This is a genomic window from Photobacterium sp. SKA34, assembly GCF_000153325.1.
In the GTDB taxonomy this organism is placed as follows: domain Bacteria; phylum Pseudomonadota; class Gammaproteobacteria; order Enterobacterales; family Vibrionaceae; genus Photobacterium.
The window spans coordinates 29,660-53,736 of sequence record NZ_CH724147.1 but is presented as its reverse complement, the minus strand read 5'-3'; the positions used below and the strand labels follow the sequence as shown (position 1 = coordinate 53,736).

Below are 24,077 nucleotides of genomic sequence, written 5' to 3'. Positions count from 1 at the left end.
AAAAAGACTAACTTTAAAAAGTTTTCCACATATCCCCCGAGTGACTTATGCATCTCGAGGTAAGCCTTTCTCAATAATCCGTACTAAACGTTTTGTTTTAGTCGGTAAAATTTCGAGAGCGAGTTGAGCTTTTCTTTGTTGTTGTTGCGATAGCGCCCAATCTATATGTGTATCAAGTAATTCACAGATCCCTTGACGTTGCTTAAGTACTCCAACAATTTCTATTTGGTAGGGGGCATTACCCAGTGCAATAGTGATATTTCTTAGCCATTGAATGTGGCCTATCCGACGAATAGCTGAGCCTTCAGTATTTTTTAAGAATGTCGCTTCATCCCAAGTATAAAGAGTCAGCAAATCTTGTTGGTATAAACTGTCACGGCAGTGGTAATCGTGCTCTTCTGTTAATTGGCCATGTCTGTTTATGGGGCAAACTAACTGGCAGTCATCGCAACCATAGATACGGTTACCGATAGCACTGCGGTATTGTTCTGGGATTACACCATCAAATTCAATCGTCAAGTATGAGATACAACGACGAGCATCCACGATTCCTTCTTTAACAATAGCACCAGTTGGACAGCTCGTTATACAAGCGACACATTTACCACATTGATCACTACTTGGTTTATCTATTGGAAGTGGAATATCAACTAATAGCTCACCTAAGAAGAACCAAGAGCCTGCCTGTTCATTTAAGATAAGTGAATGTTTGCCTGTCCAACCAAGCCCTGCTTTTTGTGCCAGAGGACGTTCTAGGATTGGCGCTGAGTCAACAAAAGGTCGGCAACCAAACTGCCCTACGACCTGCTCAATACGTTGCCCTAATTGTTTCAGTCGATTACGGATCAGTTTGTGATAATCACGACCGAGTGAATAGCGACTAATAAACGCTTTTTGAGGTTGCTTAAGAGTTTGGGCAAACTCTGCGTGAGGCGGAAGGTAATTCATTCTTACGCTGATCACGCGGATAGTGCCGGGTAACAGTTCAGCAGGGCGCGCACGCATCATGCCATGACGTGCCATCCAGTCCATATCACCGTGATAGCCAGCATCAAGCCAGCGTTGTAATTCAGCTTCGTGTTGTGACAAATCAATATCAGTGATACCCACTTGTTGAAAGCCCAGCTCTTGTCCCCAAGTTTTGATCTGCTCAGCAAGTTGATGGTAATCGATAGTCATAACCGAACTCTTTTATATAGCGCTAAATGAAAGGGGGGGCGCATTCTAGCATATTCTTGTTTTGATCATAGCGGTGAGAATGTGGATTGCTAAGAATATACGTATAAAATTAACACTGTGCATTTTGATTAGTTATAGTTGTTGGACGTTTATTGAGGGCTTTTACCTATGATCACTCATGATATCCCCTTATCGCTCTATACCGCGGAACAAATAAGGCAAGGTGAACAATTACTCATAGATCAACGAAATAGTGTCACGCTTTATCACTTAATGGAACGTGCTGGAGAAGCAACGTTTGATCTTATGGGTCAGCGGTATCCTCAATGCAAAAAATTATTAGTGTGCTGCGGTAAAGGTAATAATGGTGGTGATGGCTATGTGGTGGCACGTTTAGCACATGAGCTGGGTGTAGATGTGACTGTGTGGGAATTCCCCAATGTTGAACATTTACCTGCTGATGCCCGATGTGCTCGTTCTCACTGGTTGCAATGTAATGGTAAAACGATCACTGATACGCCAACCACAAGTTATGAGTTAATTATTGATGCATTATTAGGGATTGGGGTTAAAGGTGAAGTTCGCTCAGAAATTGCTGATCGCATTCGTTGGATCAATCATCAAATGATGCCTGTGATTGCGGTTGATGTGCCTTCTGGATTATGTGCAAATACTGGCGCAACTTTTGGTGCTGTTATTAAGGCCTCACAAACGCTCTCTTTTATTGGTTTCAAACAAGGACTGACAACAGGGCAAGCAGCAGAATACTGTGGGGAACGTTACTTTTCCGACTTAGGATTTGCTCTGCAATTTGCGCAAGTCATGAAACCATCGGCATTACACGTTACAGAATCTCAGGTACAGCCATTACTTTTTCCGCGCTCTCGTGTTGCTCATAAAGGGTGTTTTGGACGAGTGCTTTGTATTGGTGGTGATCTGGGGATGGCAGGGGCTATTCGATTATCGTCAGAAGCCTGTGCCCGTTCAGGAGCAGGCTTAACCGCGGTGATTACACGACCTGACAATGCACTGTCAATTGTGATGATGAGACCTGAGATAATGGCTATTGGTTGGCAAGAATCTTCAAATATACTTGTTGATAAGCTTACTTGGTCAGATGTGGTTGTATTAGGGCCTGGGCTGGGAACCACTGATTGGGGACAATCCCTCTTTGCGCAGTGTCATCATATTGATAAACCTTGCGTTGTTGATGCTGATGGCCTTAATTTACTGGCAAAAGCACCAGACTACCGAGATAATCGAATTATTACACCGCATCCCGGAGAGGCGGCGCGATTGTTGAATGTTTCTATTGATGAGATTGAAGCCGATCGGTTTGCCGCGGTTCAGCGCTTGCAGCAAAATTATGGCGGTGTTGTTGTTTTAAAAGGGACTGGCAGTTTAATTTATGATGGTAAGACATTATGGATTTGTACTTGCGGCAATCCTGGAATGGCAACAGGGGGGATGGGTGACGTATTATCAGGTATTATTGGTGCTTTACTCGGCCAAGGTTTAGCGTTAGTTGAAGCGGCCTATGCTGGAGTCTGGATTCATAGCCGAGCCGCAGATTTGTGTGCGCAAAGCGGAGAGCGTGGTATGCTGGCATCAGATCTCTTTCCGTTTATTCGTCAATTAGTCAATCCAAGATAAAAACATGCAAACATTTGAAACCTTTCTTGCTGATGAGCAGGCAACAGTAGATTTGGGCCTTAAATTAGCTAAAGCCTGTACGCAACAAACAACGATTTATCTTCACGGCGATTTGGGAGCCGGAAAAACAACGTTTAGCCGTGGTTTTATTCGTGCGCTAGGCCATCAAGGGAATGTTAAAAGTCCAACATATACCTTAGTTGAACCTTATGATCTTGCTCCTTGGCAAGTGTATCATTTTGATCTTTATCGCCTTGCAGATCCTGAAGAATTAGAATTTATGGGAATTCGTGATTATTTCACCCAAGATGCTATTTGTTTAGTGGAATGGCCAGAGAAAGGTGATGGGCTATTACCTCAACCCGATCTTGAATTAGAAATGTGTTATCACGGTGAGCAGAGAAAAGTATTGATCCGCGCCAATACGGAATATGGTGCAACATTGATCAATCATTTGGAGTTGAGTTAATTAGGATGGCGTTACGGACGTATTTAAAGTTCCTGATAGTAGGAGCAGGATTAGTGAGTTCTGCTGCCTCTTGGGCAAATGAACTCAAAGGGGTGAGAATTTGGCCTGCGCCAGATGAAACTCGCGTAGTATTAGATCTGCAAAGTAAAGCAGACTATTCTCACTTTTCATTAGCAGGGCCTTCTCGTTTAGTAGTTGATCTTAAAGATACTAAGATCAAAACTAAACTTCCTATTGCTGTTCAGAAAAGTGATATTTTAACCAAAGTTCGCACCAGTACAGCGCCTGCAAAAGGTACAACACGACTGGTGTTTGAAGTTAAGCGTGGTGTAACGCCAAAAATATTCTCTTTATCGCCAACAGGCAGTTATGGTTACCGTTTAGTTTTAGACTTGCCGAATGGAACGTCTAAAACCATTGGTGCTAAAGAAGAGCAGGCAGAAGAAAAAGCGACGGCAAATAATTTAGCGAAAATGCCATCTGGTACGGCTGATATAGTGGTAGCGGTGGATGCAGGTCACGGTGGTGATGATCCAGGCTCTATTGGTCCAACACGTAAATATGAAAAAACTGTCACACTAGCGGTTGCGAAAAAATTGGCAGCTAAGATCAATGCAACAACGGGTATGCGTGCAGTACTAACTCGCCGTGGTGACTACTTTGTTCCATTGGGTAAGCGTTCAGAAATTGCGCGTAAGAATAAAGCCCTTCTTTTAGTTTCTATCCATGCTGATGGCTTTACAAAACCGCAACCTCGTGGTGCTTCTGTATGGGTGTTAAACACACGCCGTGCGAATACTGAAATAGGTCGTTGGTTGGAGCAAAGTGAGAAACAATCTGAGCTATTAGGCGGTGGTGATGTTTTATCGAGTAATACGAAAGATAAATATCTTGGTCGAGCGGTATTAGACCTTCAATTTAGTTACTCACAAAAAGAAGGTTACGATGTTGCCACCCGTGTATTGCATGAGTTACGTAAAGTGGCACGTTTGCATAAAACGGCTCCGCAATATGCAAGTTTAGCGGTATTGAAATCACCTGATATTCCATCGCTATTGGTTGAAACTGGTTTTATTACTAATCCAACAGAAGAGAGATTACTCAATACGACATCACACCAAAACCAATTAGCGAACGCGGTTTACAAAGGAGTGTTGCAGTATTTTGAGGCAAATCCACCTGAAGGTACTTTATTTGCTTCTCGTTTGAAAGGACGTGGAAGTAAGCATAAAGTGACATCGGGTCAGTCATTAAGCGGTATTGCACAGAAGTATGGCGTGTCGATGGCATCAATCAAAGCGGCGAATAAACTGAAATCAAACTCAGTGAATATCGGTCAAGTGTTGATTATTCCAGGTAACATTAAGACAGCATCGGCTTCGACATCAACGAAAGCGGTGAGTACTACATCGAGCCGTGCTACAGTGAAACCTGTTGCTTCAACTAAAGTGATTGTGCATAAAGTTGTGCGTGGTGAGTATTTAGGCAAGATTGCTGGAAAATATGGTGTTACCATGAGCAGTATTCGCCAACTAAACCACCTTCGATCAGACAATGTTATGCTTGGGCAAAAATTAAAAATTGCCGTTCCTGCGCCGAAATATGTTCAACATAAAGTGAAGCGTGGTGAGTTTTTGAGTAAGATTGCTGATAAATATGGTGTATCTGTGGCAAGTATTCGTGCTACGAATAAGCTACGTTCTGATAAACTAGCTGTAGGACAGACGCTAATCATACCAAGAAGTTAATTATGCCGATTCAGATTTTACCCGCTCGGCTGGCTAACCAGATTGCAGCGGGTGAAGTTGTTGAACGCCCAGCTTCTGTAGTCAAAGAGCTTGTTGAAAATAGTCTTGATGCCGGTGCTACTCGAATCGATATTGATATCGAAAAAGGTGGCAGCCGGCTCATTCGTATTCGTGATAATGGAAAAGGGATCCCTAAAGATGAGCTTGCTCTCGCCCTTAGCCGTCATGCGACTTCTAAAATTACTACTCTGGATGATCTTGAAGCGATAGTCAGTCTTGGCTTTCGTGGTGAAGCGCTTGCCAGTATCAGCTCCGTCTCTCGTTTAACGTTAACCTCCCGCACCCAATCGCAAGAAGAAGCGTGGTCAGCGTATGCTGAAGGGCGAGATATGGACGTACAGTTAAAACCTGCAGCCCATCCGGTAGGTACAACGCTAGAAGTTCTTGATCTTTTCTTTAATACACCTGCGCGTCGTAAGTTCTTACGGACAGAAAAAACAGAATTTAATCATATTGATGAACTGATCAAACGTATTGCGTTAAGCCGCTTTGATGTTGCTATTACTTTGCGGCATAACGGTAAGATCATTCGACAATACCGAACGGCACAATCGCCAATTCAAAAAGAACGTCGACTAGCAACTGCATGTGGTTCAGGTTTTTTACAACATGCATTGATGGTTGAATTAGCGCACGGGGATTTGAAATTATCCGGTTGGGTATGTAGCTCTCAAGGCGCTCGCGCACAAAATGATATTCAGTATTGTTATGTTAATGGGCGGATGATGAAAGATAAGCTGATCAATCATGCGATCCGTCAAGCTTATGAATCGAGTTTACGATCCGATCAGTATGCTGCTTACGTACTGTATATTGATGTCGATCCTCACCAAGTTGATGTGAATGTTCACCCTGCAAAACATGAAGTACGTTTTCATCAAGCACGTTTGGTACATGATTTTATCTACCAAGCCTTACAAAGTGCATTGCAGCAAGGGGCATTAGAAGAAGAGCAGCATCAGTATCAATCACCGATACGAGCAAGTGCTCACAGTTTCGAAGTTGATGAAGATGGTGTGGTGATTGAACCAATCAATTCTGTGACGCAAAGGGTCGCTCAAGCGATAGATGCGACACCGGAATACCCTCATAAATCACCGTTATCGGAATGGAATAAGTCTGCGTCGACTCCGTCATATTCAGCAGGATCTCCTTTTGAGAGTGATATGCATGGCTTAGCGGTATCTGCTGAATATGCGGTAAGTGAAGCGACTGAGCATAGTATATCTACTTCTTATTCGGCTTCACCAAACACGAACAATAGAGAGCATCAGTATGATCATAGCCCTTGTGAGCGACAAGACAGTGATCAAACAGTAAATACAACGAGAACCTCTGATGTTTCATCTGGCGCTTCACGTTCACCTAAACCGGAAGGGCCGACAGCTGCTGAGATCAAGGCGTACCAAAAGCTGTTACAAACGGAAGCGCCAACAAAACACGTCTTAGCTGAGCACCCCATAGAGCATGTTGCGGAGCCGCGTAGAGAGTGGCAAGCAATGCCTTCTAACGCGGTTGTTAAACAACATGCGATAGCGGGCAAAGCAATGGGGCTTGGTAAAGCATTGTGTTTAGTGGCTGAGCGTTACTTACTGATGCAGCAAGATACCGATATTGCCTTACTGAATTTAGATCATGCAGAGTTACTGCGCTATGTTGGACAATTGCGTTTAGCACAAACGGAAGGGTTAAAACCTCAACCGCTTTTGATCCCACTATCGGTACCTGTCGAGAGTGATTTAATTGCCTGTGCTGAACAACATGCGATGTTACTTAAACAATTAGGGGTTCAACTGAAACCAAAAGGGAGAAATGGCATAATAATCATGTCAGTATGTATGCCATTAAGACAGCAAAACTTACAACAGTTGATCCCGAATTTGTTAACCTACCTACTTACAGCTTGTGATGATCCTGAAGCGCAAGGGTGGGACAAATTATTATATTGGTTAGCTGAACAATGTGTTGGTACAGTGGCAAGTTATAGCTTGTCACAAGCCATTCAGCTAGTCTCTGAATTAGAGCAGCTATGGGGAGAGAACTTGGCGGATCATGAAAGCCAATTACTTCGACCGGTAGATATGCAAGCAGCAATAGAAGCATTTAAATAATGATAACTAAGCCACAACCTCAAGCCATTTTTTTAATGGGACCAACAGCTTCGGGTAAAACCGATCTTGCAATTCGTTTACGAGAACAATTGCCTGTTGAGTTGATTAGTGTTGATTCTGCCCTTATTTATAAGGGAATGGATATCGGTACAGCAAAGCCTGATGCGCATGAACTTGCATTAGCGCCCCATCGTTTGATCGATATTCGTGATCCAGCGCAAAGTTATTCGGCTGCAGACTTTCGTGCTGATGCACTTAAAGAAATGGCTGATATAGTTGCAGCAGGGCGAATTCCTTTATTAGTTGGTGGTACTATGTTGTACTACAAGGCTTTATTGGAAGGTTTATCGCCTTTACCTGCTGCAGATCTTGAGGTTCGCGCAGGGATTGAACGAGATGCTACTGAGCATGGATTGCAAGTATTGCATGATGAATTAGTAAGGATTGATCCCGTAGCTGGGGCAAGAATTCATCCCAATGATCCACAGCGATTATCTCGTGCATTGGAAGTTTTCCGAATTTCGGGTAAAACTTTAACTGAGTTAACAAAAACTCAAGGTGAATCTTTACCTTACAAGGTTCATCAATTTGCAATAACCCCCATGGATAGGGCTGTACTGCATCAGCGAATTGAGCTTAGGTTCAATAAAATGATCGAGGCAGGTTTTGAGCAGGAAGTACGTGCGTTGCACGAACGTGGTGATCTTCACCTTGAGCTTCCTTCTATTCGTTGCGTTGGTTATCGTCAGATGTGGGAGTATTTGGACGGGAATTATGACTTAGATGAAGCGGTTTTCCGTGGTATCTGTGCTACCCGTCAATTGGCAAAGCGTCAAATCACCTGGCTTCGCGGTTGGAAAGATTTGACCTGGTTGGATAGTAGTGATGTGGATTCCGCGTTACAAACAGTCACAAACTCAGTTAGATGTGATGTTTGATTAACGTGTATACTCTGAACTGCTTTGCGTATTTTTAGTTTTTGTTCGTTGCTAATACAACTACAAACAAATAAGGAAAAGAAATAATGGCTAAGGGGCAATCTCTGCAAGACCCGTTTTTAAATGCGCTGCGTCGTGAACGAATTCCGGTCTCAATTTACTTGGTAAACGGTATCAAACTACAGGGACAAATTGAGTCTTTTGACCAATTTGTGATCCTATTAAAAAACACTGTAAACCAAATGGTATATAAGCATGCTATTTCAACGGTAGTTCCTGCTCGTCCAGTGAACCATCACCATGCAGGTGATCGTCCAGCAGGTACTGGTCCAGAAAAAACTGAAGAATAATTTATTCTTCCAATAAGGAGTTAGTGGCTTGTTTGACCGTTATGAAGCCGGAGAACAGGCGATTCTTGTTCATATTAACTTCACGCAAGATGGGGAATGGGAAGATCTTAGCGAATTTGAAATGCTGGTCTCCTCTGCGGGCGTCAATACACTGCATGTTGTCACAGGCAGTCGTAAGACTCCGCACCCTAAATATTACGTTGGAGAAGGTAAGGCACAAGAAATTGCCGACGCGGTAAGAACAGCGGAAGCTGATATCGTTATCTTTAACCACTCCTTGTCTCCCGCTCAAGAGCGTAACTTGGAGCAAATTTGTCAGTGTCGTGTACTCGACAGAACAGGTTTGATCTTAGATATATTTGCTCAACGTGCACGTACCCATGAAGGTAAGTTGCAAGTCGAGCTTGCACAGTTACGTCATATCTCAACCCGATTGATTCGTGGTTGGACTCACCTTGAGCGACAGAAAGGGGGGATCGGTCTGCGTGGACCTGGTGAAACGCAGCTTGAAACAGATAGACGTTTATTGCGCGATCGAATTAAAACAATTCTACGTCGTTTAGATAAAGTGGCTAAACAGCGTGATCAAGGAAGACGCGCACGTAATCGTGCAGAAATTCCAACGATCTCATTAGTGGGATATACCAATGCTGGTAAATCCACACTCTTTAATCGGATCACAGATGCGGGGGTTTACGCCGCCGATCAACTGTTTGCAACTCTAGATCCTACACTACGTAAAATTGCAGTGGCTGATGTAGGTACAGCTATTTTAGCTGATACCGTTGGATTTATTCGACATCTTCCCCACGATCTAGTGGCAGCATTTAAAGCTACCCTTAAAGAAACACAAGAAGCTGATCTTTTACTTCATGTGGTTGATGCAAGTGATGATCGCTTCCGTGAAAACGTTGAAGCTGTTGAAACAGTACTAGAAGAAATTGATGCGGGTGAGGTGCCTACTTTAATTATCATGAATAAAATTGATAATTTAGAGCATGCAGAACCTCGCATTGCACGAGATGAAGAGGGAGTTCCTCGTCGCGTTTGGGTTTCAGCGATGGAAGGGCAAGGCATTGACTTGTTGTTCCAAGCATTAACTGAACGCCTCTCCGGTACGATGGTAGCACATACCTTACGTGTACCCCCTGAAATGATTGGGCGTATCCGTAGTAAGTTTTATCAGCTGGGATGTATTTTACAAGAAGAATACGAATCTGACGGTTATTTGATGATTGATATTCGTTTGCCTTTGGCGGAATGGTCTCGATTACAAAAAAGAGAAAGTACTTCGTTAGATGACTTTATCGTTGCTTAATGGATTACTAGAGTGATAAAAACTGTCGTCATATCATATTGATGGAGTTCTATAATGGCGTGGAATGAGCCTGGAAACAACGGCGGCCGTGATGATAAAGACCCTTGGGGTAATAATAATCGCGGTGGACGTGAACAAGGACCACCAGATCTCGATGAGGTTTTTTCAAAACTAAGTCGTAAAGTTGGTGGTGTGTTTGGAAATAAAAAAGGGCCGAGTGGCAGCGGGAGCGCTGTTGGCTTGGGGGCTGTTGCCGTATTAGCTGCGGCGGTTTGGGGTTTTTCTGGTTTTTACACCATTGGCGAAGCAGAGCAAGGTGTTGTGCTACGTTTTGGTAAGTTCGATCAAGTTGTAAAACCTGGTCTGAACTGGAAACCAACGTTTATTGATGAAGTTATCCCTGTCAACATTCAAGCGATTCGTTCTCTTCGTTCATCTGGCTTGATGTTAACGAAAGATGAAAATGTCCTGAAAGTTGAAATGGATGTTCAGTACCGTGTTGATAACGCTGAGAAGTATTTATTTAGCGTAACAAATGCTGATGACAGTTTGCGTCAGGCAACCGATTCTGCACTTCGTGCCGTGATTGGTGATTCAACCATGGATCAGGCATTAACGACCGGTCGTCAGACTATTCGTGCGAATACTCAAGCGGCAATTGATAAAATTATTGCAAAATACGACATGGGTATCCGTGTTGTTGATGTGAACTTCCAGTCAGCTCGTCCACCTGAAGCGGTGAAAGATGCATTTGATGATGCAATCGCAGCGCGAGAAGATGAAGAGCGTTACGTTCGTGAAGCAGAAGCTTACAGTAATGACATTTTGCCAAAAGCAACGGGTCGAGCTGAGCGTCTGAAGAATGAGGCAGAAGGTTACTCTGAGCGTGTTGTTAATGGCGCATTGGGTGATGTAGCACAGTTTGATAAATTGTTGCCACAATACTTAGTGGCGAAAGAAGTGACACGTGAGCGTTTGTATCTAGATACCATGGAGAAGGTGTACAGTAACACCAGCAAAGTGTTAATTGATACTAAATCAGGTGGCAGTAATAATATGATGTACTTACCACTTGATAAGCTGATGTCTCAGTCAAATCAAGCTGACAAGAAAACCGATAATTCAGGTCGTTTAAGCGGTATTGAATTAGAAAAAGTAGAAACTCCAACTCCAGTTGCACCTGCTCCTCGTGCTGATACTGGCCGTCAAGGGAGATATTAATTATGCGTAAGTTAATGATCCCAGTAGTAGTGATTTTTATTGCTCTATTATTGATGTCAGTGTTTGTCGTAAAAGAAGGTGAGCGTGGTATTGTGGTGCGTTTCGGTCGTATCTTAAAAGATAACAATACTGAAATTGCCCGTATTTATGAACCTGGCCTACATTTTAAAGTACCAGTGTTTGACCGTGTTCATGATTTAGATGCGCGTATCCAAACCATGGATGATCAGGCTGATCGTTTCTTAACGGCTGAGAAAAAAGACGTAATCATTGATACCTATGTGAAATGGCGGATCAAAGATTTTGGTAAGTACTACTTAGCAACAGGTGGTGGTAATACATCAACTGCTGAAGCGCTATTAAAGCGAAAAGTAGTCGATAGCCTACGTGCTGAAATCGGTTCGAAAGAAATTAAGCAGATCGTATCTGGAGAAGACAGCACTTCAACACCAACTACAGCGTCTGATATTGCAGAGACTAAAGCCGCAAAAGCAGCTCAAGCGGTAATTGAAGGTGTGGTACCGGTGAAGAAAGTTGAAGGCCAGCGTGATAAAATTATGGCTGATGTACTTGAAGAAACGCGTGAAAGTGCGAAAGATTTAGGTATTGAAGTGGTTGATTTCCGAATTAAGAAAATTAACCTACCAGATGAAATCAGTGAGTCTATCTACCGTCGAATGCGTGCAGAGCGAGAATCAGTAGCGCGTAGTTACCGTTCGCAAGGTCGTCAACGTGCTGAAGAGTTACGTGCACGTTCTGAGCTTGAAGTAGCCACTGTTCTTTCTGAAGCAACACGTAAAGCACAGGTTATTCGTGGTGACGCGGATGCAAAAGCGGCAGAGATTTACTCAAAAGCTTATAGTCAAAACCCAGAGTTCTACAGCTTCTGGCGTTCGCTTAAAGCTTACGAGAAGAGTTTCAACTCTAAAAATGATATATTGGTTGTTGATCCTAACAATGAATTCTTTAAGTACATGAATCATTCAGAACTTAAAGCAAACTAAACCAATAACAACAGACATCTGTTATCGTAAAGACAAGGCCGAGGCCTTGTCTTTTTTTATGGGGAAAAGAAAAATGTCACATGCAATTTGGATGGCACTAGGCTTAGTATTAGTGGTTGAAGGTTTAGGGCCATTACTTGCACCTCGCGGATGGCGAGAGATGGTTAGCCAGTTAAGCCAACAAAATGATAATAATTTGCGTCGTATTGGCGGTTGTTTGGTTGTTGCCGGTGCGGTTATTGCGTATATGATGTATAGGAAGATGTAAAATACATAAGCACACAATCGTGACAATTAGCTTGCAGAAATGATCTACTCGACTAAAAAATGACTGCAAGCTGCATGTTAAGGTGCTAGAATCCTTTTTTAACTACTGATAGATGAAGAAAGATGGCAAATAATGTAGTCGTTCTTGGCACCCAATGGGGTGACGAAGGTAAAGGTAAAATCGTTGACCTACTGACCGAAGATGCAAAATATGTGGTTCGCTACCAAGGCGGTCACAATGCAGGTCACACCCTAGTTATTGACGGTGAGAAAACAGTTCTTCACCTGATCCCATCAGGTATCCTACGTGACAATGTTAAATGCATCATCGGTAACGGTGTGGTGCTTTCTCCTGATGCGTTAATGAATGAAATGGGTCCACTAGAAGCACGTGGCATTCCTGTTCGTGAGCGTTTATTCCTGTCAGAAGCTTGTCCGTTAATTCTTCCTTACCACATTGCCCTTGACCAAGCGCGTGAAGCTGCTCGTGGTAAAAAAGCAATTGGTACGACTGGTCGTGGTATCGGTCCTGCTTACGAAGATAAAGTTGCACGTCGCGGTCTACGCGTTGGCGATCTTTTCAATAAAGAAGCATTTGCTGAAAAGCTTAAAGAAGTGATGGCTTACCATAACTTCCAGCTTGAGCATTACTACAATGCTGAGCCTGTAAGCTACGAAGAAGTGCTAGAAAAAGTACTTTCTCAAGCTGATATCCTAACGTCTATGGTTATCGATGTAACTAAAGAGCTTGATGATGCTCGTCTACGTGGCGACAAGATCATGTTCGAAGGCGCACAAGGTACGTTGCTAGATATCGATCACGGTACTTATCCGTACGTAACGTCTTCTAACACTACTGCTGGTGGTGTTGCTGCAGGTTCTGGCTTTGGTCCTCGTCACCTAGGTTACATTCTTGGTATTGCGAAAGCTTACTGCACACGTGTTGGTGCAGGTCCTTTCCCTACAGAATTATACGATGGTCTAGACAAGCAAGATCCAGTAGGTAAGCACTTAGGTGATGTAGGCCACGAGTTTGGTGCAACAACAGGTCGTCTTCGTCGTACAGGTTGGTTCGATGCCGTTGCTATGCGTCGTGCGGTACAAATCAACTCTATCTCTGGCTTCTGTCTAACTAAATTAGACGTACTAGATGGCTTAAAAGAGCTAAAAATCTGTACTGCGTACAAGACTAAGTCGGGTGAAATCTTAGAAGTTTCGCCAATGGCTGCTGACGAGTACGAAGATCTAGAGCTTGTTTATGAAACAATGCCTGGTTGGAGCGAAACTACATTTGGTGCTAAGTCACTAGACGCGCTTCCACAAGCTGCATTAGATTACATCGCACGTATCGAAGAGCTAACTGGCGTTCCAATTGATATTATCTCTACAGGCCCTGACCGTAACGAGACAATCATCAAAGTTCACCCATATGGTGAATAATTATCGCTGATGCGAATTGATTTAAAACCAGCTTTCGGGCTGGTTTTTTTATATTTTGATAAAGTGAATCCAGCCATATACTCGAGCTATAAACACACCTGAAAGCAAATTATCACTCAGTCAGGGAAAGTTAGCTAAAGTCTTTAGATATAATGTCGATAAAAAGACTATCCCTAGTCTGAGATCCAATGATGATGAAGCTTCCTATCTTATTATTGATGAGCCTGTTATTTATATCTTCCGCTTACGCATTGGACAATGTGGGAGATGCTGTTCCCATTTATAGCGATGATGAACTGATACAACTTTTTGAAACGAATCAGCATCTAAAAAAAGTAAAAACCGATGATTGTCAGCTTGTGCAAGATATTAAAGCCCGTGCTGAGCGAGTAGAGTCACCTTCTTATCAGTTCTTATATGGTGATATGTTGGCTTGGGGCGTGTGTGTTGATAAAGATGTTGAGCAAGGTTTGTATTATATGCGAGCGGCTGCGCAGCAAGGCTTACCAGTAGCACTTGAACAATTAGGGCGTTATTACGCTCATGGGGTGTTATTACAACAAGATAAAGAGCGTGCGATCCCTTATTTACGAGAAGCAGCCGCGCTAGGAAATATTAAAGCGCGCCTTCAGTTAGCTGAACTATTAGTGTCAGATCATGGTAGTCCACTCGATTACGAAGATGCTTATCGCTGGCTGTATCAAACTACGACGGTGAATAAATCGTTATATAACCAACTGAGTACGTTACGCCGAAAATTAGAATTACGTATGCCTGAAAATATTATCGCTCGGGCAAAACAACGTTCAAGTTTATGGTAACTCGTCCAAAACAACCCAGAAAACAGATTAACAAAGCACAGCATTTCGCTGTGCTTTGTTATATAAGCCGCGTTAAGTTATAGAACTTTGTGTGGGCCGAAACATTCGTAGTGAATACGATCTTCAGATACGCCTAATGCTAATAGCTGTTTAGCGACATATTGCATGAAGGCAACGGGACCACAGAAATAAAAGTGCATATTGTTATCACTGAGCTGTGATTTTATTGCGCTGAGGTCCATTAGGCCTTGGTAATCATAATCTTCGGCTGGAAGATCGCTATCAAGTGGTGCGTTATACCAAGTGATATCTTGAATATGGTTGTGCTGCTGCGCGAGTGCTTTTACCTGTTTTTTGTAGGCATGATGTGCGCCATTTTCTGTAGCATGTAGCCAGTTAACAGGTGCTTGGTGATCTGTTAGTGATTCAAGCATTGAAAGCGTTGGCGTTAAACCCACACCAGCGGAAAGTAATGTGACGGGTGTGTTTGCTTCAACATCCAAGAAGAAGTCACCGGCAGGGGCGGCAAGCATTACTTTATCGCCAATATTGATATTGTTATGTAAGTAGTTTGAAACTTTACCGTGAGATTCACGTTTTACTGAAATACGGTACTGATCATCTTGTGGTGCTGAAGATAAGCTATATTGACGGATTTCTTGGTTCTCTAATTCGTCAGCATTAAGGTAGATCCCCAGATATTGCCCTGGTTTATAGCTTGCGACCTTACCGTCATCAGTAGGCTTAAAGGTAAAACTCGTTATAAATTCACTGTCTTGTTGTTTGTTGGTTACTACGAACTCACGAGTACCGCGCCATCCACCGACTTTATTCGCATTTTCTTGATAGATTTCTTCTTCACGATTAATGAAAATATTAGCCAGTAATCCATAAGCTTCAGTCCAAGCGTCTAATACGTCTTGTCCTGGCGCTAATAATTCATCAATGGTTGCGATAAGGTGAGAGCCAACAATATTATATTGCTCTGCGGTGATCATAAAACTGGTATGTTTGTGAGCAATCTTTTCTACTGCTGGTAAAAGCACAGCAAGATTTTCGATATTATTGGCATAAGCACAAATGGCATTAAATAACGCTTCTTGTTGGCTAGAAGGTCCGTTGTTTGCACCATTTTTTTGGTGGCTCATGTTAAAAACATTTTTTAACTCAGGGTTGTGGTTAAACATACGCTGATAGAAATGTTGGGTAACCATAGGGCCTGCTTCTGCAATTACAGGAGCTGTTGTTTTAACAATATCGATCGTTTTTTGACTAAGCATGAGCACTTCCTGAAACATGTATTTATAATGTATGTTATAAGTTGTATCTGATCTGTATCTTTTAGTCAATAAGAAGATTAAAATAACAACAGGAGGAGCCATTGTGCAGTTAACTAGTTTTACCGATTACGGCTTACGAGCTCTGATATATCTTGCGTCGCTACCAGAAGGTGAGCTAACAAGTATTACGAAAGTGACAGAAATATACAATGTGTCACGTAACCATATGGTTAAAATAATCAATAAATTAGGTCAATTAGGCTATATTGAAACGGTACGCGGAAAAAATGGCGGGATTCGTTTAGGTAAGTCAGCTGAATCTATTATTGTTGGCGATGTCGTACGCGCAATAGAACCGTTACAGATTGTTAATTGTAGCGTTGATTTTTGCCATATAACACCAGCTTGCCGATTAAAAGGTGTGCTTGCTGATGCAAGAGAAGCATTTTTGGCTGAGCTAGATAAATATACCTTGTTAAACTTAGTTGAAGATAATGCGCCGTTGCTGAATTTATTAAGCAACCCTAACAAGTTATAAAACATCATTTGGTTATACGTTTAATTAGCATATTCCTCCCAAAATTTAGTGGAGCAGCAGTCTTTATAGCGCTGCTCCCGTCTGATCACCTAAAAGCCAGATATACCTCAGGTATAGGTTGGCCTACAGGAAAAATATAATGTCTAAAGGTACTACCGATTTACCGGTCGACCCTTTTCGCGATCGCGAAGCATCTAATTATGAAAACCCGATCCCAAGCCGTGAACACTTACTTGAAGTGATTCGTGGTTTTAGTACACCGGTTAGTCGTGACCAGTTATTTGCTGAGCTAAAGCTAGAAGGCGATGATCACTATGAAGGCTTACGCCGTCGTTTACGTGCGATGGAGCGTGATGGCCAGTTAATTTTCACCCGTCGTCAATGTTATGCATTGCCTGAGCGTTTAGATTTGATCAAAGGTTACGTTATGGGTCACCGTGACGGCTTTGGTTTCTTACGCCCTGAAGGTTCGCTAGGTAAAGACAATGATTTGTTATTACCGCATCACCAAATGCGTGGTGTGATCCACGGTGATTATATTTTGGCGCAAGCGGGCGGTGAAGATAAGCGTGGTCGTAAAGAAGCGCGTGTGGTACGCGTATTAAAAGAAACCACAGCCCAGATTGTTGGTCGCTTTTTCCTTGAAGATGGCATGGGCTATGTGGTGCCAGACGATTCTCGCATTGCTCAAGATATCATTATCCCACAAGACGTTCGCCAAGGTGCACGCATGGGGAATGTTGTTGTTGTCGAAATTAGCCAACGAGCGACGCGTCAGCACAATGCTGTTGGCCGTATTGTAGAAGTACTGGGCGAAAATATGGCGCCGGGTATGGAAATTGATATTGCGTTACGGACCCATGATATTCCGCATGTATGGCCGTCAGAAGTTGATAAAGAAATTCAACATTTGACAGAAGAAGTGCCAGAAGAGGCGAAAAAAGGCCGTGTTGATTTACGTCAATTACCGCTGGTAACCATTGATGGCGAAGATGCCCGCGACTTTGATGATGCGGTTCACTGTGAGCGTACAACATCAGGTGGCTGGCGTTTATGGGTTGCGATTGCTGATGTGAGCTATTACGTCCGTCATAAATCCGCACTTGACAACGAAGCCGTTAAGCGTGGTAACTCAGTTTACTTCCCTGCACAAGTGATCCCAATGTTGCCGGAAGTACTTTCGAATGGTTTATGTTCACTGAACCCGCAAGTTGATCGCTTGTGTATGGTGTGTGAAATGACCATTTCTGATACGGGTGAGCTAACAGGTTACAAGCACTACGAAGCGGTAATGAATTCTCACGCTCGTTTGACTTACACCAAAGTAAGTAAAATGCTTGAAGGCGATGAGGAACTTCGTCAGCGTTATGAACCACTTGTTCCACATTTAGAAGAGCTTTACAGCATGTTCAAAGTGCTGAAAGCTGCACGTGAAGAACGTGGTGCGATTGAATTTGAAACGGTTGAAACCCAGTTCATTTTCAATGCAGATCGTAAGATTGACCGTATAGTGCCGGCTGTGCGAAATGAAGCACATAAGATCATCGAAGAATGTATGATTTTAGCTAACATTGCCTCTGCTCGTTTTGTTGAAAGTGCAAAAGAGCCAGCTTTATACCGTGTACATGATACCCCAGGTGAAGAGCGTCTCCAGGGCTTCCGTGATTTCTTAGGTGAGCTAAGTTTACATCTTGGCGGTGGCTTAGAGCCAACACCGAAAGATTATGCAGAGCTGGCCAATGCGATTCAAACTCGAAAAGATCGCGAGTTAATCCAAACCATGCTGTTACGCTCAATGAAGCAGGCGATATACCAAGGTGATAATATTGGTCACTTCGGCTTGGCATTAACTGAATATGCGCACTTTACCTCGCCAATTCGTCGTTACCCTGATTTAACGTTGCACCGCGCGATTAAGTACTTAGTCGCGAAGCAAGCAGGTCAGAGTGGCAATACAACACCAACGGGTGGTTTCCATTACTCATTTGATGAAATTGATGCATTAGGCGAGCAATGTTCAATGACTGAACGCCGTGCTGATGACGCAACGCGTGATGTCTCTGATTGGCTGAAATGTGAATACATGCAAGATCACTTAGGCGATGAGTTCGAAGGTGTGATTGCCAATGTGACGGGTTTTGGCTTCTTTGTTCGTTTAAATGAATTGAATATTGATGGCTTAGTTCATATTTCAAACCTAGCTAATGATTACTACCAGTTTGATCCTGTAGGTCAACGCTTGGTGGGTGATAGCTCTGGTGTGGTATATCGCTTAGGCGATACCGTAAAAGTGAAAGTGGCATCGATTAACTTAAACGATCGTCAGATTGACTTTGATATTGTTGGCTCTGAACGTAAGCAACGTGGCGCAGGTAAAACAGCTAAGAGTCATGAGAAAAAACAGCGTTTACGTAAAGCCGATGGCCTACGTCGTCAAAGCCTGAAGGTGTACAAATCAGAAGATGGCGTGGAAAAGCAAGAAGAGCGAAGTGAATCAAAACGTGAACGCTCTTCGGTACGTAAAAAGCTAAAAGAAGGCGCTATTCCATTGGCGGACGAGAAGAACAAACCGAAGCCAAAGAAACGCCGTAAGCCGACGGATGAAAAACCGAAAGCTGAGACTAAAAAGAAACCGAAATCGCGCAAAAAGAAAAAGCAACGTGCGGGAAAAGCCGAACGCGCAGCAAAGAAGAGTTAAACCATGAGTAATGATATGATTTTTGGCATCCATGCCGTGAAAGCAGTGCTAGCATCTGATCCTGTTCGTTTTATTGAAGTCTTTGTACTAAAAGGACGAGAAGATGATCGTTTACTGCCGTTAGTCACTGAGCTGCAATCACTAGGGATTACGATCCAAGAAGCAGGGCGTAAAGCACTGGATGACAAAGTTAAGGGGGCTTCTCACCAAGGTATCGTTGCGCGCGTTCGTCCGGGTAAGCAATACAACGAGAACGATCTTGATGACTTATTAGTGGGTAAAGAAAGTCCATTATTATTGATTTTAGATGGTGTCACCGATCCACATAACTTAGGCGCATGTCTACGTAATGCCGATGCTGCGGGTGCAGTTGCTGTTATCGTCCCGAAAGATCGCTCGGCACAACTGAACGCAACGGCAAGTAAAGTTGCATGTGGTGCGGCTGAAATTATGCCATTAGTACGTGTGACTAATTTGGCGCGTACCATGCGTGCACTGCAAGATAAAGGCGTATGGATTGTGGGTACGGCTGGTGAAGCAACGCATGATATTTACCAAAGTAAGCTGACTGGTCCATTAGCGATTGTGATGGGGGCAGAAGGCGAAGGTATGCGTCGTTTAACTCGTGAAACTTGTGATGATTTGATCAAAATTCCAATGGCAGGTTCGGTATCAAGCTTAAACGTATCAGTAGCAACAGGTATCTGTTTGTTTGAAGCGGTACGTCAACGTAGCTAATATGTTACTTAAAAAAGTAAAGAATGTTGCACATTTAACCTTGTGTCAGTAATTCCACACCCTTATTTAGTTTAACTGGATAAGGGTGTTTTTATTGGGATAGACAAACAGTCAAGGTAACTTGCCTGTGGGCAGGAAAAACCTTGGCGTAGAGCACAGAATTTGCTTGCTTCAATTGATCATTCTCTGTACTATCCATCGTCCAAATTCTCGGTTCTTTTTTTAGTTCCTTGCTTCCCCAGGATAACCGAGCCGACAAGGGAAGCTGAATAATCCGTAAGGAGCAACCTATGCGTCATTACGAAATCGTATTCATGGTGCACCCTGATCAAAGCGAGCAAGTTGCTGGCATGATCGAGCGTTACACTGCTGCTATCAAAGATTCTGGTGGTCAGATTCACCGTCTAGAAGATTGGGGTCGTCGTCAAATGGCTTACCCAATCAACAAACTGCACAAAGCACACTACGTTCTAATGAACGTTGAAGCTGAGCAGTCTGTAGTTGACGAGCTTGAGTCAAGCTTCCGCTTCAACGACGCAGTGATCCGTAACATGATCATGCGTACTAAGAACGCTGTTACTGAGCCATCTCCAATGATGAAGGCTAAAGAAGAGCGTTTCACTAAGCGTGAAGATCGTGCAGAAACTGCACAATCTGAAGGCGAAGCAGCTGCTGAGTAATTTGTATAAATGACCAATCGTCTGGAGTTAGTTGGCACTATAGCTAAACAACCCAAACGAAGCCAGTCTCCTGCGGGCATACCTCATTGTCACTTTGTGCTTGAGCATCGTTCGGTTCAACAGGAAGCAGGCCTACCACGCCAAGTATATTGTTATATTAACGTGGTAGTCAGTGGCAAAGGTCAACAAGTACTCACTCAAGATTTAGTTATCGGAAGCAATGTTAAGGTAGGAGGTTTTATCTCTTATCAAACCGGCCGTAACGGCATTGGTAAATTAGTATTGCACGCCGATCACATTGACATAATTTAGATCAGGAGATAGCCCATGGCTCGTTTCTTCCGTCGTCGTAAATTCTGCCGTTTCACTGCAGAAGGCGTACAAGAGATTGACTACAAAGACGTAGCAACTCTAAAAAACTACATCACTGAAGCTGGTAAAATCGTACCTAGCCGTATCACTGGTACTCGCGCTAAATACCAGCGTCAGCTAGCTCGCGCTATCAAGCGTTCTCGTTACCTAGCACTTCTACCGTACACTGACAAGCATCAGTAATCGGTAGTAGTTTTTAGACTTTTATAGAGGACAAGATAATGCAAGTTATTCTACTTGATAAAATCGCTAACCTAGGTAGCCTTGGCGACCAAGTTAACGTTAAAGCTGGCTACGCTCGTAACTTCCTTATCCCACAAGCTAAGGCAGTAATGGCAACTAAAGCTAACGTTGAAATGTTCGAAGCACGTCGTGCAGAGCTAGAAGCTAAAGTTGCTGAGCAACAAGCTGCTGCTCAAGCTCGTGCTGAAACACTAAACGCATTAGAAGCAGTAGTAATTGCTTCTAAAGCTGGTGACGAAGGTAAACTATTCGGTTCTATCGGTACTCGTGACATCGCTGATGCAGTAACTGCTGCTGGCGTTGCACTTGTTAAGAGCGAAGTTCGTCTACCTGAAGGTGCACTACGTACTACTGGCGAATTCGAAGTTAGCGTTCAGCTAAATTCAGATGTATTCGCAACTATTAAACTAAACGTTGTTGCTGCAGAGTAATCGCTTTTAGCTTTAATAGAAAAAACCAGCCTTCGGGCTGGTTTTTTTATGTCTGAAATTTGAGAAGGAAGAACGTTAGCGTCAATCCCCAGCTTTACTTCATACTGTAAATCAGGCTAACAATAGTACTAGAATCAAAGTTTTTCATATTGTTAGGTACCCACGTGTAATAGGTATAGTTAAAGCCAATACTTAATGCGATGTTATCGGTGATCGAGTTGGTCAGTGATAAGTCATTTTGGATCGTCGTGTTACTATTACCTGTCACAATATTAGTTTTATTTTCAAAAGAGAGTGTTTTTAGCGGTTTCCATGTCATGGTTAATGAGCTTTGTAAAACGGCTTCATTCACTACTTCTGGTTTAACAATATCACCATCAATTTCATCAAGGTTTGGATCTTGATGACGAAAACCAGGACCAATATCGACAAGGGTTTGAAACGTTTCATAGCTAAAGAGACGATAACCGATACCAGCAGAAGCTAATGAATCGACATAATATGGACCATAGCGGTCATCAATATAGCTGCCGCTGCCATATAAGTAATAGCCATCACGGATTAGCATTTGTGTTTTTAAATTTGCTGAAATCTTACGTTTATCTTCTTCACCATTCTTTTTCGCCATTAACAGACTAGTATCTGCATCGGTTTTATAACGGCCTTTAATATATTGCAGATCATAATTAGCGTTTAACGTTTGTGAATCTGAATTACCAGCAAGTGCTGTAAACCCTAGCCCCACTTCACTGGTAAAGTGAGAAGGTGAGACATCTTCTTCGATATCTTGATCGTCAGCAGCATAGGCTGCAGTATTGGCAAGCAGCAATAATGTCAGTAGGTATCTTGCCAAAGTTCCTCCCACGGCAGGTATCTTAAATTGAGTGTTATTGATGATAAATATTATGCGCCCGCATTCTAACTCAAATTTGTCAGCTTTTGGTTAGGAATCGTTACGCTTGACTGTTAGTTAATTTAAAAAGGCGCATAATTAAATAACTATCAGGTTTGATGCGAGTCGTAAGTTTATGACTGCTCAGATCCGATTGTATGGGGTATACTGTTATGCCTTGTTCTTGGCTAATACGCAATTTCTATGGCAGATAATAGTAAACCGAAAAAACCAAAAGATAATCAAATGGACGCCATTAAGATGCCGCCTCACTCTTTAGAGGCTGAGCAATCTGTTCTTGGTGGTTTGATGTTGGATAACGAAAAGTGGGACATGGTGGCTGAAAAGGTCGTTGCCAATGATTTCTATAGTCGTCCACACCGGATTATTTTTCAGGCGACAGCGGCACTATTAGAAGCGGGTCAGCCGCTAGATTTGATCACCCTGTCTGAAAACCTTGAGCAATCAAACACACTTGATGATGTTGGCGGCTTTGCTTACTTAGCTGAACTGGCAAAAAATACGCCGTCTGCGGCAAATATCTTAGCTTATGCTGATATTGTCCGAGAGCGTGCACTTATTCGTGACATGATTGGTGTGGCAAATGAAATTGCCGATGCCGGTTATGATCCACAGGGCCGTACTAGTGAAGATTTACTGGATATGGCTGAAAGTAAAGTCTTTGCTATTGCAGAGCAACGTACCAACGATAAAGAAGGTCCACAAAACGTTGATACGATCTTAGAAAAGACTTTAGAACGTATCGAGATTTTATACCAATCGCCACAAGATGGTGTGACAGGTGTATCGACAGGTTTTACCGATCTCAATAAGAAAACAGCCGGCCTTCAAGGCTCAGACTTAATTATTGTTGCGGCACGTCCGTCGATGGGTAAAACCACCTTTGCGATGAACTTATGTGAAAACGCAGCAATGGAGCAGGAAAAACCCGTACTTATTTTCTCGTTAGAGATGCCAGCCGAACAGATCATGATGCGTATGTTGGCGTCACTTTCGCGTGTTGACCAAACTAAAATTCGTACCGGTCAGCTCGATGATGAAGACTGGGCTCGTATTTCATCAACAATGGGTATTCTTATGGAAAAGAAGAATATGTTCATTGATGATAGTTCAGGCTTAACACCAACTGAAGTCCGTTCACGTGCCCGTCGTATTGCCCGCGATAACGGCGGTATCAGTATGATCATGATCGACTACTTGCAATTAATGCGAGTGCCTGGTCTGCAAGATAACCGTACATTAGAGATCGCTGAGATTTCCCGCTCGTTAAAAGCGCTGGCAAAAGAATTAAACGTACCTGTTGTTGCCTTGTCGCAGCTTAATCGATCGTTGGAGCAACGCGCTGATAAACGGCCTGTTAACTCAGATTTGCGTGAATCAGGTGCAATCGAGCAGGATGCCGATTTAATTATGTTTATTTATCGTGATGAGGTTTATCACGAAGATAGTGCCCTGAAAGGGATCGCTGAAATCATCTTAGGTAAGCAACGTAATGGCCCTATCGGTACCGTCCGTTTAACCTTCCAAGGCCAGTTCTCTCGCTTTGATAATTATGCAGGTCCTGCCTACGATGAAGAGTAAGCGTAAGAATATTATTTAGGATTT

Annotated in this window: 23 protein-coding genes; 20 read left to right on the top strand and 3 right to left on the bottom strand. The window is 43.0% G+C overall.

Annotated elements, in window-relative coordinates:
- Positions 1 to 45 precede the first annotated feature (45 nt).
- On the bottom strand, positions 46 to 1,179 hold the full coding sequence (gene queG / locus SKA34_RS22255) for a tRNA epoxyqueuosine(34) reductase QueG (protein WP_006647746.1): 1,134 nt from the start codon (positions 1,177 to 1,179) through the stop codon (positions 46 to 48).
- Positions 1,180 to 1,347: 168 nt separating this feature from the next.
- On the opposite strand from queG, the gene SKA34_RS22250 reads away from it, so the two are divergent.
- The 12 genes from SKA34_RS22250 (at position 1,348) to SKA34_RS22195 (ending at position 14,579) form a co-directional block, all read left to right on the top strand.
- Positions 1,348 to 2,832 (top strand): NAD(P)H-hydrate dehydratase, encoded by a 1,485-nt coding sequence (locus tag SKA34_RS22250; RefSeq protein WP_006647745.1) that lies wholly within the window; start codon positions 1,348 to 1,350, stop codon positions 2,830 to 2,832.
- A 4-nt stretch (positions 2,833 to 2,836) separates the two neighbouring features.
- The gene (gene tsaE, locus SKA34_RS22245) at positions 2,837 to 3,301 is read left to right on the top strand and encodes a tRNA (adenosine(37)-N6)-threonylcarbamoyltransferase complex ATPase subunit type 1 TsaE (RefSeq protein ID WP_005372826.1); all 465 of its coding nucleotides are present in this window, start codon (positions 2,837 to 2,839) and stop codon (positions 3,299 to 3,301) included.
- A gap of 5 nt (positions 3,302 to 3,306) precedes the next feature.
- Positions 3,307 to 5,049, top strand: a complete 1,743-nt coding sequence (locus SKA34_RS22240) for an N-acetylmuramoyl-L-alanine amidase (protein WP_050764815.1) — start codon at positions 3,307 to 3,309, stop codon at positions 5,047 to 5,049.
- A 2-nt stretch (positions 5,050 to 5,051) separates the two neighbouring features.
- On the top strand, positions 5,052 to 7,220 hold the full coding sequence (mutL, locus tag SKA34_RS22235; RefSeq protein ID WP_006647743.1) for a DNA mismatch repair endonuclease MutL: 2,169 nt from the start codon (positions 5,052 to 5,054) through the stop codon (positions 7,218 to 7,220).
- Between the two features lie 2 nt (positions 7,221 to 7,222).
- Entirely contained in the window at positions 7,223 to 8,158 is a 936-nt protein-coding gene (gene miaA, locus SKA34_RS22230) for a tRNA (adenosine(37)-N6)-dimethylallyltransferase MiaA (protein WP_039861141.1), read from the top strand.
- Positions 8,159 to 8,244: 86 nt separating this feature from the next.
- Positions 8,245 to 8,508 (top strand): RNA chaperone Hfq, encoded by a 264-nt coding sequence (gene hfq, locus SKA34_RS22225; RefSeq protein WP_006647741.1) that lies wholly within the window; start codon positions 8,245 to 8,247, stop codon positions 8,506 to 8,508.
- A 28-nt stretch (positions 8,509 to 8,536) separates the two neighbouring features.
- Positions 8,537 to 9,826 carry a ribosome rescue GTPase HflX gene (hflX, locus tag SKA34_RS22220; protein ID WP_006647740.1) on the top strand — a complete coding sequence of 430 codons (1,290 nt, stop codon included), beginning with the start codon at positions 8,537 to 8,539 and terminating at the stop codon, positions 9,824 to 9,826.
- Between the two features lie 54 nt (positions 9,827 to 9,880).
- Positions 9,881 to 11,047: an FtsH protease activity modulator HflK gene (hflK, locus tag SKA34_RS22215; RefSeq protein ID WP_006647739.1), complete on the top strand. Its 1,167-nt coding sequence runs from the start codon at positions 9,881 to 9,883 to the stop codon at positions 11,045 to 11,047.
- 2 nt (positions 11,048 to 11,049) lie between these two features.
- Positions 11,050 to 12,051 (top strand): protease modulator HflC, encoded by a 1,002-nt coding sequence (gene hflC / locus SKA34_RS22210; RefSeq protein WP_006647738.1) that lies wholly within the window; start codon positions 11,050 to 11,052, stop codon positions 12,049 to 12,051.
- A 73-nt stretch (positions 12,052 to 12,124) separates the two neighbouring features.
- Positions 12,125 to 12,319: a DUF2065 domain-containing protein gene (locus tag SKA34_RS22205; protein WP_006647737.1), complete on the top strand. Its 195-nt coding sequence runs from the start codon at positions 12,125 to 12,127 to the stop codon at positions 12,317 to 12,319.
- 122 nt (positions 12,320 to 12,441) lie between these two features.
- Positions 12,442 to 13,758: an adenylosuccinate synthase gene (locus SKA34_RS22200; RefSeq protein WP_006647736.1), complete on the top strand. Its 1,317-nt coding sequence runs from the start codon at positions 12,442 to 12,444 to the stop codon at positions 13,756 to 13,758.
- Positions 13,759 to 13,952: 194 nt separating this feature from the next.
- The gene (locus SKA34_RS22195; protein WP_039861140.1) at positions 13,953 to 14,579 is read left to right on the top strand and encodes a tetratricopeptide repeat protein; all 627 of its coding nucleotides are present in this window, start codon (positions 13,953 to 13,955) and stop codon (positions 14,577 to 14,579) included.
- 77 nt (positions 14,580 to 14,656) lie between these two features.
- Here SKA34_RS22195 and hmpA read toward each other — a convergent pair whose 3' ends face one another.
- Positions 14,657 to 15,859 carry an NO-inducible flavohemoprotein gene (gene hmpA, locus SKA34_RS22190; RefSeq protein WP_006647734.1) on the bottom strand — a complete coding sequence of 401 codons (1,203 nt, stop codon included), beginning with the start codon at positions 15,857 to 15,859 and terminating at the stop codon, positions 14,657 to 14,659.
- Between the two features lie 103 nt (positions 15,860 to 15,962).
- Between hmpA and nsrR the strand changes: the two genes are divergently transcribed.
- The 7 genes from nsrR to rplI all read left to right on the top strand — a co-directional run bounded on the left by nsrR (position 15,963) and on the right by rplI (position 21,559).
- Positions 15,963 to 16,397, top strand: coding sequence for a nitric oxide-sensing transcriptional repressor NsrR (gene nsrR, locus SKA34_RS22185; RefSeq protein WP_006647733.1), 435 nt, complete (start codon positions 15,963 to 15,965; stop codon positions 16,395 to 16,397).
- 139 nt (positions 16,398 to 16,536) lie between these two features.
- Positions 16,537 to 19,095 carry a ribonuclease R gene (rnr, locus tag SKA34_RS22180; protein ID WP_006647732.1) on the top strand — a complete coding sequence of 853 codons (2,559 nt, stop codon included), beginning with the start codon at positions 16,537 to 16,539 and terminating at the stop codon, positions 19,093 to 19,095.
- A gap of 3 nt (positions 19,096 to 19,098) precedes the next feature.
- Positions 19,099 to 19,833 carry a 23S rRNA (guanosine(2251)-2'-O)-methyltransferase RlmB gene (gene rlmB / locus SKA34_RS22175; RefSeq protein ID WP_006647731.1) on the top strand — a complete coding sequence of 245 codons (735 nt, stop codon included), beginning with the start codon at positions 19,099 to 19,101 and terminating at the stop codon, positions 19,831 to 19,833.
- 290 nt (positions 19,834 to 20,123) lie between these two features.
- Positions 20,124 to 20,513, top strand: coding sequence for a 30S ribosomal protein S6 (gene rpsF / locus SKA34_RS22170; RefSeq protein ID WP_006647730.1), 390 nt, complete (start codon positions 20,124 to 20,126; stop codon positions 20,511 to 20,513).
- 9 nt (positions 20,514 to 20,522) lie between these two features.
- Positions 20,523 to 20,825: a primosomal replication protein N gene (gene priB, locus SKA34_RS22165; RefSeq protein WP_006647729.1), complete on the top strand. Its 303-nt coding sequence runs from the start codon at positions 20,523 to 20,525 to the stop codon at positions 20,823 to 20,825.
- A 15-nt stretch (positions 20,826 to 20,840) separates the two neighbouring features.
- Positions 20,841 to 21,068 carry a 30S ribosomal protein S18 gene (gene rpsR, locus SKA34_RS22160; RefSeq protein WP_002539422.1) on the top strand — a complete coding sequence of 76 codons (228 nt, stop codon included), beginning with the start codon at positions 20,841 to 20,843 and terminating at the stop codon, positions 21,066 to 21,068.
- Positions 21,069 to 21,106: 38 nt separating this feature from the next.
- Entirely contained in the window at positions 21,107 to 21,559 is a 453-nt protein-coding gene (gene rplI / locus SKA34_RS22155; protein WP_006647728.1) for a 50S ribosomal protein L9, read from the top strand.
- Between the two features lie 94 nt (positions 21,560 to 21,653).
- Here rplI and SKA34_RS22150 read toward each other — a convergent pair whose 3' ends face one another.
- A complete protein-coding gene (locus tag SKA34_RS22150; protein ID WP_006647727.1) occupies positions 21,654 to 22,412 on the bottom strand; it encodes a YdiY family protein in 759 nt (252 codons plus the stop codon).
- A 243-nt stretch (positions 22,413 to 22,655) separates the two neighbouring features.
- Here SKA34_RS22150 and SKA34_RS22145 point away from each other — a divergent pair, with 243 nt between their 5' ends.
- Entirely contained in the window at positions 22,656 to 24,053 is a 1,398-nt protein-coding gene (locus SKA34_RS22145) for a replicative DNA helicase (RefSeq protein ID WP_006647726.1), read from the top strand.
- The last annotated feature ends 24 nt before the right edge of the window (positions 24,054 to 24,077 follow it).

What these genes read in the sequence shown, in the direction of transcription:
- SKA34_RS22205 (WP_006647737.1), top strand. Translation starts at nt 12,125, where the DNA reads ATGTCACATGCAATTTGGATGGCACTAGGCTTAGTATTAGTGGTTGAA.
- hmpA (WP_006647734.1), bottom strand. Translation starts at nt 15,859, where the DNA reads ATGCTTAGTCAAAAAACGATCGATATTGTTAAAACAACAGCTCCTGTA.
- queG (WP_006647746.1), bottom strand. Translation starts at nt 1,179, where the DNA reads ATGACTATCGATTACCATCAACTTGCTGAGCAGATCAAAACTTGGGGA.
- rpsF (WP_006647730.1), top strand. Translation starts at nt 20,124, where the DNA reads ATGCGTCATTACGAAATCGTATTCATGGTGCACCCTGATCAAAGCGAG.
- mutL (WP_006647743.1), top strand. Translation starts at nt 5,052, where the DNA reads ATGCCGATTCAGATTTTACCCGCTCGGCTGGCTAACCAGATTGCAGCG.
- hflK (WP_006647739.1), top strand. Translation starts at nt 9,881, where the DNA reads ATGGCGTGGAATGAGCCTGGAAACAACGGCGGCCGTGATGATAAAGAC.
- SKA34_RS22200 (WP_006647736.1), top strand. Translation starts at nt 12,442, where the DNA reads ATGGCAAATAATGTAGTCGTTCTTGGCACCCAATGGGGTGACGAAGGT.
- SKA34_RS22240 (WP_050764815.1), top strand. Translation starts at nt 3,307, where the DNA reads ATGGCGTTACGGACGTATTTAAAGTTCCTGATAGTAGGAGCAGGATTA.
- tsaE (WP_005372826.1), top strand. Translation starts at nt 2,837, where the DNA reads ATGCAAACATTTGAAACCTTTCTTGCTGATGAGCAGGCAACAGTAGAT.
- priB (WP_006647729.1), top strand. Translation starts at nt 20,523, where the DNA reads ATGACCAATCGTCTGGAGTTAGTTGGCACTATAGCTAAACAACCCAAA.
- hflC (WP_006647738.1), top strand. Translation starts at nt 11,050, where the DNA reads ATGCGTAAGTTAATGATCCCAGTAGTAGTGATTTTTATTGCTCTATTA.
- SKA34_RS22195 (WP_039861140.1), top strand. Translation starts at nt 13,953, where the DNA reads ATGAAGCTTCCTATCTTATTATTGATGAGCCTGTTATTTATATCTTCC.
- rlmB (WP_006647731.1), top strand. Translation starts at nt 19,099, where the DNA reads ATGAGTAATGATATGATTTTTGGCATCCATGCCGTGAAAGCAGTGCTA.
- hfq (WP_006647741.1), top strand. Translation starts at nt 8,245, where the DNA reads ATGGCTAAGGGGCAATCTCTGCAAGACCCGTTTTTAAATGCGCTGCGT.
- SKA34_RS22145 (WP_006647726.1), top strand. Translation starts at nt 22,656, where the DNA reads ATGGCAGATAATAGTAAACCGAAAAAACCAAAAGATAATCAAATGGAC.
- rplI (WP_006647728.1), top strand. Translation starts at nt 21,107, where the DNA reads ATGCAAGTTATTCTACTTGATAAAATCGCTAACCTAGGTAGCCTTGGC.
- rnr (WP_006647732.1), top strand. Translation starts at nt 16,537, where the DNA reads ATGTCTAAAGGTACTACCGATTTACCGGTCGACCCTTTTCGCGATCGC.
- SKA34_RS22250 (WP_006647745.1), top strand. Translation starts at nt 1,348, where the DNA reads ATGATCACTCATGATATCCCCTTATCGCTCTATACCGCGGAACAAATA.
- rpsR (WP_002539422.1), top strand. Translation starts at nt 20,841, where the DNA reads ATGGCTCGTTTCTTCCGTCGTCGTAAATTCTGCCGTTTCACTGCAGAA.